At 61.8% G+C, this 15,480-nt stretch carries 12 protein-coding genes; 11 read left to right on the forward strand and 1 reads right to left on the reverse strand.

Annotation, left to right across the window (positions count from 1 at the left end; all coding sequences use genetic code 11):
* From murD to lpxC, 9 genes are all read left to right on the forward strand, one after another.
* Complete coding sequence (gene murD, locus ACVI9W_RS16985) at positions 1 to 1,347, forward strand: UDP-N-acetylmuramoyl-L-alanine--D-glutamate ligase (RefSeq protein ID WP_461530597.1); 1,347 nt, start codon at positions 1 to 3, stop codon at positions 1,345 to 1,347.
* Entirely contained in the window at positions 1,344 to 2,558 is a 1,215-nt protein-coding gene (gene ftsW / locus ACVI9W_RS16990; RefSeq protein ID WP_038607232.1) for a putative lipid II flippase FtsW, read from the forward strand. Before murD ends, ftsW begins: the two co-directional genes overlap by 4 nt.
* Positions 2,548 to 3,627, forward strand: a complete 1,080-nt coding sequence (gene murG / locus ACVI9W_RS16995; protein WP_461530598.1) for an undecaprenyldiphospho-muramoylpentapeptide beta-N-acetylglucosaminyltransferase — start codon at positions 2,548 to 2,550, stop codon at positions 3,625 to 3,627. The genes ftsW and murG overlap by 11 nt, the downstream gene beginning before the upstream one ends.
* Positions 3,620 to 5,074, forward strand: a complete 1,455-nt coding sequence (gene murC, locus ACVI9W_RS17000) for a UDP-N-acetylmuramate--L-alanine ligase (protein WP_038607236.1) — start codon at positions 3,620 to 3,622, stop codon at positions 5,072 to 5,074. The genes murG and murC overlap by 8 nt, the downstream gene beginning before the upstream one ends.
* A complete protein-coding gene (locus tag ACVI9W_RS17005; protein WP_038607240.1) occupies positions 5,071 to 6,030 on the forward strand; it encodes a D-alanine--D-alanine ligase in 960 nt (319 codons plus the stop codon). Before murC ends, ACVI9W_RS17005 begins: the two co-directional genes overlap by 4 nt.
* 4 nt (positions 6,031 to 6,034) lie before the next feature.
* Entirely contained in the window at positions 6,035 to 6,904 is an 870-nt protein-coding gene (locus ACVI9W_RS17010) for a cell division protein FtsQ/DivIB (protein ID WP_038607243.1), read from the forward strand.
* A 14-nt stretch (positions 6,905 to 6,918) separates the two neighbouring features.
* Complete coding sequence (ftsA, locus tag ACVI9W_RS17015) at positions 6,919 to 8,172, forward strand: cell division protein FtsA (protein ID WP_038607245.1); 1,254 nt, start codon at positions 6,919 to 6,921, stop codon at positions 8,170 to 8,172.
* Positions 8,173 to 8,229: 57 nt separating this feature from the next.
* The gene (gene ftsZ, locus ACVI9W_RS17020; protein WP_038607246.1) at positions 8,230 to 9,426 is read left to right on the forward strand and encodes a cell division protein FtsZ; all 1,197 of its coding nucleotides are present in this window, start codon (positions 8,230 to 8,232) and stop codon (positions 9,424 to 9,426) included.
* Positions 9,427 to 9,538: 112 nt separating this feature from the next.
* On the forward strand, positions 9,539 to 10,450 hold the full coding sequence (gene lpxC, locus ACVI9W_RS17025) for a UDP-3-O-acyl-N-acetylglucosamine deacetylase (RefSeq protein WP_010220795.1): 912 nt from the start codon (positions 9,539 to 9,541) through the stop codon (positions 10,448 to 10,450).
* A 162-nt stretch (positions 10,451 to 10,612) separates the two neighbouring features.
* Here lpxC and ACVI9W_RS17030 read toward each other — a convergent pair whose 3' ends face one another.
* Positions 10,613 to 11,080: a DUF721 domain-containing protein gene (locus tag ACVI9W_RS17030; RefSeq protein WP_461530599.1), complete on the reverse strand. Its 468-nt coding sequence runs from the start codon at positions 11,078 to 11,080 to the stop codon at positions 10,613 to 10,615.
* A 284-nt stretch (positions 11,081 to 11,364) separates the two neighbouring features.
* Here ACVI9W_RS17030 and secA point away from each other — a divergent pair, with 284 nt between their 5' ends.
* Positions 11,365 to 14,100: a preprotein translocase subunit SecA gene (secA, locus tag ACVI9W_RS17035; protein ID WP_461530600.1), complete on the forward strand. Its 2,736-nt coding sequence runs from the start codon at positions 11,365 to 11,367 to the stop codon at positions 14,098 to 14,100.
* Between the two features lie 126 nt (positions 14,101 to 14,226).
* Positions 14,227 to 15,444, forward strand: coding sequence for a bifunctional glutamate N-acetyltransferase/amino-acid acetyltransferase ArgJ (gene argJ, locus ACVI9W_RS17040; protein WP_191831035.1), 1,218 nt, complete (start codon positions 14,227 to 14,229; stop codon positions 15,442 to 15,444).
* Positions 15,445 to 15,480 lie beyond the last annotated feature (36 nt).

Consider the following 15,480-nt stretch of genomic DNA (forward strand, 5'->3'; position numbering starts at 1 on the left):
GTGTCACTGATCGCTTCTGACCACTTCCGCATCGTTGTCGGCCTCGGCAAGAGCGGCATGTCCCTGGTTCGCTTCCTGGCGAGCCGGGGCGTTGCCTTTGCGGTCGCCGACACCCGTGAACAACCACCGGAACTGGAAACCCTGCGCCGCGATTACCCGCAGGTGGAAGTGCGCTGTGGCGAGCTGGATGTAGAGTTTCTCTGCCGCGCCGACGAACTGTATGTCAGCCCTGGCCTGGCCCTGGCCACACCGGCGCTGCAGCAGGCCGCTGCTCGTGGCGTGAAGCTGTCCGGTGATATCGAGCTGTTTGCCCGTAATGCCAAGGCGCCGATCATCGCCATCAGCGGTTCCAACGCGAAAAGCACGGTGACCACGCTGGTCGGCGAAATGGCGGCAGCGGCCGGTAAGCGCGTGGCTGTCGGCGGCAACCTCGGTACCCCGGCGCTGGATCTGCTCAGTGACGACGTTGAGCTGTATGTGATGGAGCTGTCGAGTTTCCAGCTGGAAACCACCGACCAGCTCAATGCTGAAGTCGCCACCGTGCTCAATGTCAGCGAAGACCATATGGACCGCTACAGCGGCCTGCCGGCCTATCACCTGGCCAAGCACCGGATCTTCCGTGGCGCGCGGCAAGTGGTGGTCAACCGTCAGGACGCCCTGAGCCGCCCGTTGCTGGCCGAGAACCAGCCGGTGTGGACCTTCGGTCTGAACACGCCTGACTTCAAGGCCTTTGGCCTGCGCGAAGAGAATGGCGAAAAGTACCTGGCGTTCGAGTTCCAGAACCTGATGCCAGTGCGCGAGCTGAAAATCCGTGGTTCGCACAACCAGTCCAACGCCTTGGCGGCATTGGCCCTGGGGCATGCGGTCGGCTTGCCGATGGATGCCATGCTGTCCAGCCTGCGCACCTTCGCCGGTCTGGCGCACCGTTGCCAGTGGCTTCGTGAACGCGACGGCGTGAACTGGTACGACGACTCCAAGGCCACCAACGTCGGTGCCGCTCTAGCCGCCATTGAAGGCCTGGGCGCCGATATCGACGGCAAGCTGGTACTGGTTGCTGGCGGCGATGGCAAAGGTGCGGATTTCAGCGCTCTGCGTGCGCCGGTAGCGGCGCACTGCCGCGCTGTCGTGCTGCTGGGTCGCGATGCCGAGCGCCTGGCCGAAGCGCTGGGTGACAGCGTACCGCTGGTCCGGGTGAAAACCCTTGAAGAAGCTGTGCAGCAATGTGCCGAACTGGCCCAGCCTGGCGATGCCGTGCTGCTGTCGCCGGCCTGCGCCAGTCTCGACATGTTCAAGAACTTTGAAGAGCGTGGGCGCCTGTTCGCCCAGGCCGTAGGAGGGCTGGCATGATCTTCGGCATCATCAAGCCCTATCCGTCGCCGCTGATCAGCGGTCGCGGCATCGACCTCGATTTCGCCATGCTCGCCGGTTGTCTGGCGTTGCTCGGCCTTGGCCTGGTGATGATCACCTCGGCGTCCTCGGAAGTGGCCGCTGCGCAGTCGGGCAATCCGCTGTATCACATGTTCCGTCATCTGGTGTACGTGGCCATTGGTGTGTTCGCCTGCATTGTCACCATGATGGTGCCGATCGCCACCTGGCAGAAAATGGGCTTCACCATGCTGGTCGGCGCCTTTGGCTTGCTGGTGCTGGTACTGGTGCCGGGCATCGGCCGCGAAGTGAACGGTTCGATGCGCTGGATCGGTTTCAGCTTCTTCAACGTCCAGCCTTCGGAAATCGCCAAGGTCTTCGTGGTCATTTACCTGGCCGGCTACCTGGTGCGTCGCCAGAAGGAAGTACGCGAAAGCTGGATGGGTTTCTTCAAGCCGTTCATCGTGCTGTTGCCTATGGCCGGCCTATTGCTGATGGAGCCTGACTTCGGTGCCACCGTGGTCATGATGGGCGCGGCGGCGGCGATGCTTTTCCTCGGTGGGGTGGGGTTGTTTCGTTTCAGCCTGATGGTGCTGCTGGCGGTGGGCGCGGTGTTCGTCCTGGTCCAGGCCCAGCCCTACCGGATGGCGCGGCTTGTTACCTTTACCGACCCCTGGTCCGACCAGTTCGGCTCCGGCTACCAGCTGACCCAGGCACTGATCGCCTTCGGGCGCGGCGAGTGGCTGGGTGTCGGCCTTGGCAACAGCGTGCAAAAGCAGTTTTACCTGCCTGAAGCGCACACCGACTTCGTATTTTCGGTGCTGGCCGAAGAGTTGGGTGTAGTTGGTTCGCTGCTTACCGTGGCGCTGTTCGTATTTGTCACCGTACGCGCCTTGTACATCGGTTTGTGGGCCGAGAAAGCCAAGCAGTTCTTTGCCGCCTATGTGGCCTTTGGCCTGGCGTTCCTGTGGATTGGCCAGTTCCTGATCAACATCGGCGTGAACGTCGGTCTGCTGCCAACCAAGGGTCTGACCTTGCCGTTCCTCAGCTACGGCGGTAGCTCGCTGGTGATCTGCTGCGCCTGTGTCGGGCTGTTGCTGCGGATCGAGTGGGAGAGTCGCACCCATCTGGGTAGCGAAGAGCACGAATTCAATGAAAGCGATTTTGCCGAGGAGCCGAATCATGGCCGCTGACGGCAAGAATGTACTGATCATGGCAGGCGGTACCGGGGGCCACGTGTTCCCGGCACTGGCCTGTGCCCGTGAGTTCCAGGCGCGTGGTTACACCGTGCACTGGTTGGGCACTCCGCGTGGCATCGAGAACGAACTGGTACCTCAGGCGGGCCTGCAGCTGCACCTGATTCAAGTCACCGGTCTGCGCGGCAAGGGCAAGCTGTCGCTGCTCAAGGCGCCATTTACCCTGGTCAAGGCGGTACTGCAGGCGCGGCGCATCATTCGCCAGCTCAAGCCGGTCTGCGTGATCGGTTTCGGTGGTTACGTGACCGGCCCGGGAGGCGTTGCCGCCCGGCTCTGTGGTGTACCTGTAGTGGTCCACGAGCAGAATGCCCGCGCCGGAACCGCCAATCGGCTGCTGGTGCCGTTGGCCGGCCGAGTCTGCGAAGCTTTCCCCGGGACCTTCACGGCTTCCGAGAAGTTGCGCACCACCGGCAATCCGGTGCGCAGTGAGCTGTTCCTGGACACCCCGCGCGAGCCCCTGGGCGCGCGTCGGACACGCTTGCTGGTGCTGGGCGGAAGCCTGGGCGCCGAACCGTTGAACAAATTGCTGCCCCAAGCCCTGGCCCAGGTGCCTGCGGACATTCGTCCCGAGGTATTCCACCAGGCGGGTAAACAGCACGACCAGATTACCGCCGAGCGCTATCGCGAGGCTGGAGTCGAGGCTCAGGTAGAGCCCTTTATCAAGGACATGGCCAAGGCATACGCCTGGGCCGATCTGGTGGTCTGCCGCGCAGGCGCGCTGACCGTCAGTGAGCTGGCTGCGGCCGGCTTGCCATCGATGCTGGTGCCGTTGCCCCATGCCATCGACGATCACCAGACCCACAACGCCCATTATCTGGCCCGCGAAGGCGCTGCCTTCCTGATGCCACAAGCGACAACTGGCGCAGCGCAACTCGCTGAACGCCTGAACGAGGTGCTGATGCAACCGGAAAAACTCTCCGCCATGGCCGCCACTGCCCGGCGCCTGGCTAAACCTGCGGCCACCCGCACCGTGGTCGATATCTGCCTGGAGGTGGCCCATGGTTGAAAGCAAGAAAGCCATGCCACAGCCAGAAATGCGCCGTATCCGCCGCATCCACTTCGTCGGTATAGGCGGCGTGGGCATGTGCGGAATCGCCGAAGTGCTGCTGAACCTGGGTTACCAGGTATCGGGCTCGGACCTCAAGACTTCGGCGGTTACCCAGCGCCTGGAGTCCTTCGGGGCGCAGATCTTCATCGGTCACCGTGCCGAGAACGCTGCCAGCGCCGATGTGCTGGTGGTTTCCAGCGCCATCAACCCGGCCAACCCGGAAGTCGCCACCGCCCTTGAACGGCGTATTCCGGTAGTGCCGCGCGCCGAAATGCTCGCCGAACTGATGCGCTACCGCCACGGCATCGCCGTCGCCGGTACCCATGGCAAGACCACCACCACCAGCCTGCTGGCCTCGGTGTTTGCCGCGGGTGGCCTGGACCCGACCTTCGTCATCGGTGGCCGTCTGAATGCAGCGGGTACCAATGCCCAGCTCGGCACCAGCCGCTACCTGATCGCCGAAGCCGACGAAAGCGACGCCAGCTTCCTGCACCTGCAGCCGCTGGTGGCCGTGGTCACCAATATCGACGCCGACCACATGGCGACCTACGAAGGCGACTTCAACAAGCTGAAGAAAACCTTCGTCGAGTTCCTGCACAACCTGCCGTTCTACGGCCTGGCCGTGATGTGCCTGGATGACCCGGTGGTGCGCGAGATCCTGCCGCAGGTCAAGCGCCCGGCGGTCACCTACGGCTTCAGCGAAGAAGCCGACGTGCGTGCGATCAATGTTCGTCAGTCGGGCATGCAGACCCACTTCACCGTGCTGCGCCGCGACCGCGAGCCGCTGGACGTGTCGGTCAACATGCCGGGCAATCACAATGTGCTCAATGCCCTGGCAACCATCGCCATCGCTACCGACGAAGGCATCAGCGACGAAGCCATCGTCCAGGGCCTGTCGGGGTTCCAGGGGGTAGGGCGCCGCTTCCAGGTCTACGGCGAACTGCCGGTAGACGGTGGCAGCGTCATGCTGGTCGACGACTACGGTCACCACCCGACCGAAGTGGCTGCGGTCATCAAGGCCGTGCGCGGTGGCTGGCCGGAGCGCCGTCTGGTGATGGTCTACCAGCCGCACCGTTACAGCCGCACCCGTGACCTGTACGACGATTTCGTCCAGGTCCTGGCTGACGCCAACGTCCTGCTGCTGATGGAGGTCTACCCGGCCGGCGAAGAGCCGATCCCTGGTGCCGACAGCCGTCAGCTGTGCCACAGCATTCGTCAGCGCGGCCAGCTTGATCCGATCTACATCGAGCGCGGCATCGAACTGGCGCCGCTGGTCAAGCCGTTGCTGCGCGCCGGCGACATTCTGCTGTGCCAGGGTGCCGGTGATATCGGTGGCCTGGCCCCGCAATTACTCAAGAGTCCGTTGTTCGCTGGTGCTGTTGCCAGTCAGGGGAAGTCGAAATGACTGATAACGCTTACGCCACATTGCACTCGACCATTGCTGCGAAAGACTTCGGCCGCGTCGCCGTGCTTTACGGCGGCAAGAGCGCCGAACGCGAAGTTTCGCTGAAGTCCGGGGCAGCAGTCATCGAAGCGCTGACCAGCGCCGGTGTCGACGTGGTCGCCATCGATGTGGGCGATGACCTGCTCGATCGCCTGCAAAGCGAGAAGATCGACCGTGCCTTCATCATCCTTCACGGCCGTGGCGGTGAAGACGGCAGCATGCAGGGCCTGCTGGAGTGTCTGGGCATCCCTTACACCGGCAGTGGCATCCTCGCTTCGGCGCTGGCCATGGACAAGCTGCGGACCAAACAGGTCTGGCACAGCCTGGGTATTCCGACCCCGCGTCATGCCGTGCTGACCAGCGAAGCCGACTGTATTTCTGCAGGTGCGGAACTGGGCTTCCCTTTGATCGTCAAACCGGCCCATGAAGGCTCCAGTATCGGTATGGCGAAAGTGAACGGTGTCGACGAATTGATCGCCGCCTGGAAGGACGCCGCTACCTACGATTCGCAAGTGTTGGTCGAGCAATGGATTCACGGTCCGGAGTTCACCGTCGCGACCCTGCGTGGCCAGGTATTGCCACCGATCGCGCTGGGCACGCCGCACACTTTCTACGACTACGACGCCAAGTACCTGGCTTCCGATACCCAGTACCGGATCCCGTGTGGCTTGAGCGCGGAGAAGGAAAACGAACTGATCGACCTGACCGCCCGTGCCTGCGACGCCATCGGCATCGCTGGCTGGGGGCGGCTGGACGTCATGCAGGACGAGCAGGGGCGTTTCTGGCTGCTCGAAGTCAACACCGCACCAGGCATGACGGATCACAGCCTGGTCCCTATGGCGGCACGCGCGGCCGGTCTGGACTTCCAGCAATTGGTGCTGGCAATCCTGGCGGCCAGCGTCGAGGCGCGAGGTTAAGCCCATGCAAGGCGCGATGTTACGTCATCAGCAACCCGCCACCGGCCGCAACAAGCCGGTGCCGCGTGGTGCCAGCCGGATGGTGGCCAAGGAGCCACTGTCGGCGCGCCTGCCCAAGGCCAATTTCAGCGTTTTCAAGCGCCTGCTCTGGCCGGTGCTGCTGGTCGCCGCAGGTTTCGCTGCCTATGAAGGTGCGCAACGGCTGATGCCGTACGCTGACCGGCCGATCACCAAGATCGCCGTGCAGGGCGACCTCAGCTACATCAGCCAGCAAGCGGTGCAGCAGCGGATCGCCCCTTATGTGGCGGCCAGCTTCTTCACCGTTGACCTGGCGAGCATGCGCGCCGAGCTTGAGCAGATGCCCTGGATCGCCCATGCCGAAGTACGCCGGGTGTGGCCGGACGAAGTGGTGATCCGCCTGGAAGAACAGTTGCCGGTGGCGCGTTGGGGCGAAGAGGCCTTGCTCAATAACCAGGGCCAGGCCTTCACCCCGCGCGAACTGGCCAACTACGAGCACCTGCCGCAGCTGTTCGGGCCGCAGCGGGCGCAGCAACAAGTGATGCAGCAATATCAGGTACTGAGCCAGATGTTGCGGCCAATGGGCTTTTCGATTGCCCGGCTGGAAGTGCGCGAGCGCGGCAGCTGGTTCCTGACCACTGGCGCCGGCAGCGCCGGGCCAGGTGTTGAACTGCTGCTGGGGCGCGACCATCTGGTGGAAAAAATGCGCCGTTTCATTGCCATTTACGACAAGACACTCAAAGAACAGATCACGAACATCGCCCGCATCGATCTGCGTTATGCCAATGGCCTGGCCGTTGGCTGGCGGGAACCGATTGCACCGACGACGGCCCAACCCGCCGTTGCGAAGAATTAGAGAGAGGCAGGACCATGGCAAATGCGCATAGCGGCAAAATGATCGTCGGGCTCGATATCGGCACCTCCAAGGTAGTAGCGCTGGTAGGCGAAGTCGCGGCCGACGGTACCCTGGAAATCGTCGGTATCGGCACCCATCCTTCGCGCGGGTTGAAGAAGGGCGTGGTGGTCAATATCGAATCGACCGTGCAGTCGATCCAGCGTGCGGTGGAAGAAGCCCAGCTGATGGCCGGCTGCCGGATCCACTCGGCGTTCGTTGGCGTCGCCGGCAATCACATCCGCAGCCTGAACTCCCACGGCATCGTCGCGATCCGCGACCGTGAAGTCAGTGCGGCTGACCTCGAGCGCGTCCTCGACGCCGCTCAAGCAGTTGCCATTCCGGCTGACCAGCGGGTCCTGCACACCCTGCCGCAGGATTACGTGATCGACAACCAGGAAGGCGTGCGCGAGCCGCTGGGCATGTCCGGTGTGCGTCTGGAAGCCAAGGTCCACGTGGTCACCTGCGCCGTCAATGCCGCACAGAATATCGAGAAGTGCGTGCGCCGCTGTGGCCTGGAAATCGACGACATCATCCTCGAGCAACTGGCTTCGGCCTACTCGGTGCTGACCGATGACGAGAAAGAGCTGGGCGTGTGCCTGGTGGACATCGGTGGCGGTACCACTGACATCGCCATCTTCACCGAAGGCGCGATTCGTCACACCGCGGTGATCCCGATTGCCGGCGATCAGGTGACCAACGACATCGCCATGGCCCTGCGCACCCCGACCCAGTACGCCGAAGAGATCAAGATCCGTTACGCCTGCGCCCTGGCCAAGCTGGCCGGTGCCGGCGAAACCATCAAGGTGCCGAGCGTCGGTGATCGTCCGCCGCGCGAGCTGTCGCGCCAGGCCCTGGCCGAAGTGGTCGAGCCGCGTTACGACGAGCTGTTCACCCTGATCCAGGCCGAGCTGCGCCGCAGCGGCTACGAGGACCTGGTGCCAGCAGGCATCGTCCTGACCGGCGGCACCGCGAAGATGGAAGGTGCGGTAGAGCTGGCCGAAGAGATTTTCCACATGCCGGTACGCCTGGGCGTGCCGCATAGCGTTCGGGGCCTGAGCGACGTGGTGCGCAACCCGATTTATTCCACCGGTGTGGGCTTGCTGACCTACGGTCTGCAAAAACAGTCCGACGGCGTCAGCCTCACCGGTACCAGCAGCAACAACTATGGCGATGAACCCAAAGCACCGGCGTTCGAGCGTTTCACACGCTGGGTCAAAGGCAACTTTTAAAAGTTTCAAAGCAGTAGTAGTAGGCGCAAAAACTAGAGAACTGTAAGGAGAGGGAAAATGTTCGAGCTCGTAGACAACGTCCCGCAAAGTCCGGTCATCAAAGTGATCGGCGTCGGTGGCGGCGGTGGCAACGCCGTCAATCACATGGTCAAGAGCAACATCGAGGGCGTTGAGTTCATCTGCGCCAACACTGATGCTCAAGCGCTGAAAAACATCGGCGCGCGTACCATTCTGCAACTGGGTACTGGTGTCACCAAGGGACTGGGTGCCGGTGCCAATCCGGAAGTCGGCCGTCAGGCCGCGCTGGAAGACCGTGAGCGCATCGCCGAAGTACTGCAGGGCACCAACATGGTGTTCATCACCACCGGCATGGGCGGCGGTACCGGTACCGGTGCTGCGCCGATCATCGCCGAAGTGGCCAAGGAGCTGGGTATCCTCACCGTTGCGGTGGTGACCCGTCCGTTCCCGTTCGAAGGCCGCAAGCGCATGCAGATCGCCGATGAAGGCATCCGTGCACTGGCAGACAGCGTCGACTCGCTGATCACCATCCCGAACGAAAAACTGCTGACCATCCTCGGTAAAGACGCCAGCCTGCTGTCCGCCTTCGCCAAGGCTGACGACGTTCTGGCCGGTGCCGTTCGCGGTATTTCCGACATCATCAAGCGTCCAGGCATGATCAACGTCGACTTTGCCGACGTACGGACCGTGATGAGCGAAATGGGCATGGCGATGATGGGCACTGGCTGCGCCAGCGGTCCGAACCGTGCGCGTGAAGCGACTGAAGCAGCAATCCGCAACCCGCTGCTCGAAGACGTCAACCTGCAGGGCGCTCGCGGCATCCTGGTCAACATCACCGCAGGTCCTGACCTGTCGCTGGGTGAGTACTCGGACGTTGGTAGCATCATCGAAGCCTTCGCTTCCGATCACGCCATGGTCAAGGTCGGTACCGTTATCGATCCGGACATGCGTGACGAGCTGCACGTGACCGTAGTTGCCACGGGCCTGGGCGCGAAGATCGAGAAGCCGGTCAAGGTCATCGACAACACCCTGCAGAGCGCTTCGATGCAGCAGCAGACGCCGGCTCCGGCCCCTGTGCGCAACGAACAGTCGTCGGTGAACTACCGTGATCTGGAGCGTCCGACCGTAATGCGCAATCAGGCGCATGCCGGTGCAGCCGCTGCTGCCAAGCTCAATCCGCAAGACGATCTGGACTACCTGGACATCCCGGCTTTCCTGCGTCGTCAGGCCGATTGATGAAATTTATCAGGGGTATAAGGGTGATTGGTGTTCAGCAAAGGCCGGGTCTGGTATTATCCTCAGCCTTTGTTGATACCAGTTCGCAATTTGCGCTGAAGCGGCCAATGCCATGATTAAACAACGCACCCTGAAGAATATTATCCGTGCCACAGGTGTCGGCCTGCACTCCGGGGAAAAGGTTTACCTGACCCTCAAACCTGCACCTGTGGATACCGGCATCGTATTTCGCCGTGCCGACCTCGACCCCGTGGTGGAAATTCCCGCCCGCGCGGCAAATGTCGGCGAGACCACCATGTCGACGACACTGGTCAATGGCGATACCAAGGTAGACACGGTTGAGCACTTGCTCTCGGCCATGGCTGGCCTGGGCATCGATAACGCCTACGTCGAGCTCTCCGCGTCCGAAGTGCCGATCATGGACGGTAGCGCAGGACCCTTCGTATTCCTGATTCAATCTGCCGGCCTGGAAGAACAGGACGCAGCCAAGAAATTCATCCGCATCCTGCGCGAAGTGACAGTGGAAGACGGCGACAAGCGCGCCACTTTCCTGCCGTTCGACGGATTCAAGGTGAGTTTCGAGATCGATTTCGATCACCCGGTGTTCCGTAACCGGACCCAAAGTGCCAGCGTGGACTTTTCCAGCACCTCGTTCGTGAAGGAAGTCAGCCGCGCCCGGACCTTCGGGTTCATGAGCGATATCGAGTACCTGCGCAAGCACAACCTCGCGCTCGGCGGCAGCGTGGAAAACGCCATCGTGGTCGACAAGGACGGCGTGCTCAATGAAGACGGCCTTCGTTACGAAGACGAATTCGTCAAGCACAAGATCCTCGACGCCATCGGCGACCTCTACCTGCTGGGCAACAGCCTGATCGGCGAGTTCAAGGGCTACAAGTCCGGACACGCGCTGAACAACCAGCTGCTGCGCAAGCTGATCGAGGAAAAAGATGCCTGGGAAGTGGTGACTTTCGAAGATGCCAGTACGGCACCGATCTCTTACATGCGTCCAGTTGCGGCAGTGTAAGTTCGAACACTCTCTCTAGTGATTAAGGCCACCTTCGGGTGGCCTTTTTTATGCGTGTAGGAGCGGATTTACCGGGACGCCGGACCGCCGCGATGGGCTGCGTAGCAGCCCCATTTTTGGGGCCGCGTTGCGCCCCATCGCGGATGAATCCGCTCCTACAATCTAGCTCTCAGGGGTTTCCTTGTCCCGTGCATGGCTGGCCAGGCGCTCCAGCGCCGCACGCAGTTTCGGATCGCTGATGCCGTCGGCGGTCGCCTGAATGCTCTCGGCGGCACGCGTGGACAGATCGGCAGTATGCGGGGCCGCCCGGCTCTGGGTGGTGGGGGGTTGCACCTTGAAGAGTATCCGGGTCAGGCTGGCAAAGGCTTCCAGGGTCTGCAGCTGGCGTTGCAGGCGCTTTTGCTGGTAGCGCAGGCGGGTCGCCCAGTGGCCATCGGTGACGATCAGCAGCAGGGTACCTTCGCGCCAGGAGGCAATATGGCAATGTTCACGTGCAGCTGGCTGCAGCTGGCTGTCGAGCAGTTTTTGCAGTTGTGCCAGGCGCTGGGCCTGGCTGAACAGGGCTTTGAGCGGCCGGGCTTCGCGCAACAGTACAGCGGGCGCGCGGGCTGGCAAGGGGCGAAAAGCCATGAGGGGACACCTGAAGTTACAGTAGCGGCATCTTAGCAGATCCCCCGACGCGCGCCTTGTCCGGGTGTCTTTGGAAAAACTTCATGTTGCCAATGGGTTGAAGTTGTGAAAAAAGCCCTTATTGTAAAAAAGCCCCGTTTAAGCGCTGTGCCAGCATCGTGGACATCCGCCACTTTCCTCACCGTCGTTTCCGGGTAGAATGCTCGTTCGCATGCGGCCATAAGGGCTGCACGGGCGACTCACGGGGCCGCCCTCCATCCCTATGTGTGGAAGATCCTGTCGATATGTTTGCGCCTTTGTTAAAAAAACTTTTTGGAAGCAAGAACGAGCGTGAGGTAAAACGCCTGCTCAAGGCGGTGCAGTCCGTCAATGCCTTCGAAGAGAAGATGGTGGCCCTCTCGGACGAACAGCTGCGTGCCAAGACCGCAGAGTTCAAAGAGCGCCTGGCCAAAGGCGAGACCCTCGACCAGCTGCTGCCGGAGGCCTTCGCCGTCGCGCGTGAGGCCGGCAAGCGGGTCATGGGCATGCGCCACTTCGATGTCCAGCTGATCGGCGGCATGGCCTTGCACGAAGGCACTATCGCAGAAATGCGCACCGGTGAAGGCAAGACCTTGGTCGCAACCCTGGGCGTGTACCTCAATGCACTGTCCGGCAAGGGCGTGCACGTGGTCACGGTCAACGACTACCTGGCCCGCCGTGACGCCAACTGGATGCGTCCGCTGTACGAGTTCCTCGGTCTGAGCGTCGGCGTCGTCACGCCGTTCCAGCCGCCGGAAGAAAAGCGCGCTGCCTATGCTGCCGACATCACCTACGGCACCAACAACGAATTCGGTTTCGACTACCTGCGCGACAACATGGCGTTCAGCATGGACGAGAAATTCCAGCGCGAGCTGAATTTCGCCGTGATCGACGAAGTCGACTCCATCCTGATCGACGAAGCGCGGACCCCGCTGATCATCTCCGGCCAGGCCGAAGACAGCTCCAAGCTGTACATCGAGATCAACAAGCTGATCCCGCGCCTCAAGCAGCACATCGAGGAAGTCGAAGGCGAAGTCACCCAGGAAGGTCACTTCAAGATCGACGAGAAGAGCCGCCAGGTCGAGCTCAACGAAGCCGGTCACCAGTTCATCGAAGAGATGCTTGCCCAGGTCGGCTTGCTGGCCGAGGGCGAGAGCCTCTATTCGGCGCATAACCTGGGCCTGCTGACCCACGTCTATGCTGGCCTGCGCGCGCACAAACTGTTCCATCGCAACGTCGAGTACATCGTCCAGGATGGTCAGATCCTGCTGATCGACGAGCACACCGGCCGTACCATGCCGGGCCGCCGTCTGTCCGAAGGCCTGCACCAGGCCATCGAAGCGAAGGAAAACCTGAATATCCAGGCCGAAAGCCAGACCCTGGCATCGACCACCTTCCAGAACTACTTCCGCCTGTACAACAAGCTGTCCGGCATGACCGGTACCGCTGACACCGAAGCGTTCGAGTTCCAGTCGATCTACGGGCTCAACGTGATGGTGATCCCGCCGAACAAGCCGTTGGCCCGTAAGGACTTCAACGACCTGGTGTACTTGACTGCCGAAGAGAAGTACCAGGCGATCATCGCCGACATCAAGGAAAGCATGACCCAGGGCCGCCCCGTCCTGGTGGGTACGGCGACCATCGAAACCTCCGAGCACATGTCCAACCTGCTGCAGAAGGAAGGCATCGATCACAAGGTTCTGAACGCCAAGTACCACGAGAAAGAAGCCGAAATCATTGCTCAGGCCGGTCGTCCGGGTGCGCTGACCATTGCTACCAACATGGCTGGTCGCGGTACCGATATCCTGCTTGGCGGTAACTGGGAAGTCGAAGTGGCTTCCATGGAAAACCCGACCCCCGAGCAGATCGCCCAGATCAAGGCCGACTGGCAGAAGCGTCACCAGCAGGTGATCGAGTCCGGTGGCCTGCATGTGATCGCCTCCGAGCGCCATGAATCCCGCCGTATCGACAACCAGCTGCGCGGCCGTGCCGGTCGTCAGGGTGACCCGGGTTCCAGCCGTTTCTACCTGTCGCTGGAAGACAGCCTGATGCGCATCTTCGCCTCCGATCGGGTGAAGAACTTCATGAAGGCGCTGGGCATGCAGTCCGGCGAGGCCATCGAGCACCGCATGGTCACCAACGCCATCGAGAAAGCCCAGCGCAAGGTCGAAGGTCGCAACTTCGACATCCGCAAACAGCTGCTCGAATTCGACGACGTGGCCAACGAACAGCGTAAAGTCATCTACCACATGCGTAACAGCCTGCTGGCAGCCGACAACATTGGCGACACCATCGCCGACTTCCGTGAGGAAGTGCTCGACGCCACCGTAGCCCAGCACATCCCGCCGCAATCGCTGCCTGAGCAGTGGGACGTGGCAGGCCTGGAAGCGGCACTGGCCAGCGATTTCGGCGTGAAACTGCCAATCCAGCAGTGGCTCGACGAAGACGATCACCTGTACGAAGAAACCCTGCGCGAGAAGCTCATGACCGAGCTGATGGCGGCCTACAACGAGAAGGAAGAGCAGGCCAGCGCCGAAGCCCTGCGTACCTTTGAGAAGCAGATTCTGCTGCGTGTACTGGACGACCTGTGGAAAGACCACCTGTCGACCATGGACCACCTGCGTCACGGTATTCACCTGCGTGGCTACGCCCAGAAAAACCCGAAGCAGGAGTACAAGCGCGAGTCGTTCAGCCTGTTCCAGGAACTGCTCGACTCGATCAAACGCGACACCATCCGTGTGCTCTCGCACGTACAGGTTCGCCGCGAAGATCCTGCCGAAGAAGAAGCTCGCCTGCGCCGCGAGGCAGAGGAACTGGCTGCTCGCATGCAGTTCCAACATGCCGAGGCCCCCGGTCTGGAAGCCGTTCAGGCACAGGAAGAGGGCGCTGACGTTGCCGTCGCCACCGCGCCGGTACGCAACGAGCAGAAGCTGGGCCGCAACGAGCCATGCTGGTGCGGTTCGGGCAAGAAGTTCAAGCAGTGCCACGGCAAGATCGACTGATCAAACCGTTGATGCACCCCGCTGAAATCTGAACACCGCGCCGCGACTGGTTTCCACCGTCGCGGCGTTGTTCCATCTCAAGCACCGGCCTATTCGACACGGTGTATTTTTTCTAGGAGCGCTTACATGGCTGTTGGTCTTGGTCCTTTGCCAACGTTGCACCCGGTTCCAGGTTTTGAACTCGGCATCGCCTCTGCGGGTATCAAGCGCCCGGGGCGCAAGGACGTGGTCGTCATGCGCTGCGCCGAAGGCTCCAGCGTCGCCGGAGTGTTCACCCTCAATGCCTTTTGCGCAGCACCGGTGATCCTTGCCAAACAGCGCGTACAGGGCACTGTGCGCTACCTGCTGACCAACACCGGCAATGCCAACGCCGGTACCGGCGCTCCGGGCCTGGCTGCCGCTGAGCGCACCTGCGCCAGGCTGGCCGAGCTGACCGGCGTCGATGCCAGTGCCGTACTGCCATTCTCCACCGGTGTCATCGGCGAGCCGCTGCCCGTCGAGAAGATCGAAGGTGCACTGCAGGCTGCGCTGGACGATCTGTCGGAAAACAACTGGGCTGCCGCCGCTACCGGCATCATGACCACCGACACCCTGCCAAAAGGCGCCAGCCGTCAGTTCCAGCATGACGGCGTGACCATCACCGTCACCGGTATCAGCAAGGGCGCCGGGATGATCCGGCCGAACATGGCGACCATGCTCGGTTACATCGCCACCGACGCCAAGGTTGCACCAGCAGTCCTCAAGGACCTGATGCTCGATGGCGCCAACAAGTCGTTCAACCGCATCACCATCGATGGCGATACCTCGACCAACGATTGCTGCATGCTGATCGCCACCGGCAAAGCGGATGTCGCGGAAGTTACCGAGGCCAGCGGTCCACTGTTCGAAGCACTGAAAAAAGCGGTGTTCGAGGTGTGCATGGAAGTGGCTCAGGCCATCGTTCGTGACGGTGAAGGCGCGACCAAATTCGTTACCGTTGAAGTCAATGGTGGCGGCAACCACCAGGAATGCCTGGACGTCGGTTACGCCGTGGCTCACTCGCCATTGATCAAGACCGCGCTGTTCGCTTCCGACCCGAACTGGGGCCGCATCCTGGCGGCTGTTGGCCGTGCCGGCGTGCCTGAGCTGGACGTCAGCCTGATCGACGTTTACCTGGGTGATGTCTGCATCGCCAGTAAAGGCGGCCGCAGTGCCACCTACACTGAGGCGCAGGGCGCGGCGGTGATGGCCGAAGAGGAAATCACCATCCGTATCGAGCTGGGCCGTGGCCAGTGCAGCGAAACCATCTGGACCACCGACCTGTCCCACGAGTACGTGAAGATCAACGCCGAATACCGTACCTGACCTTATCGCGGGGCAAGCCCGCTCCCACAGGTGGGA

It is taken from the genome of Pseudomonas sp. 210_17 TE3656, assembly GCF_054821965.1.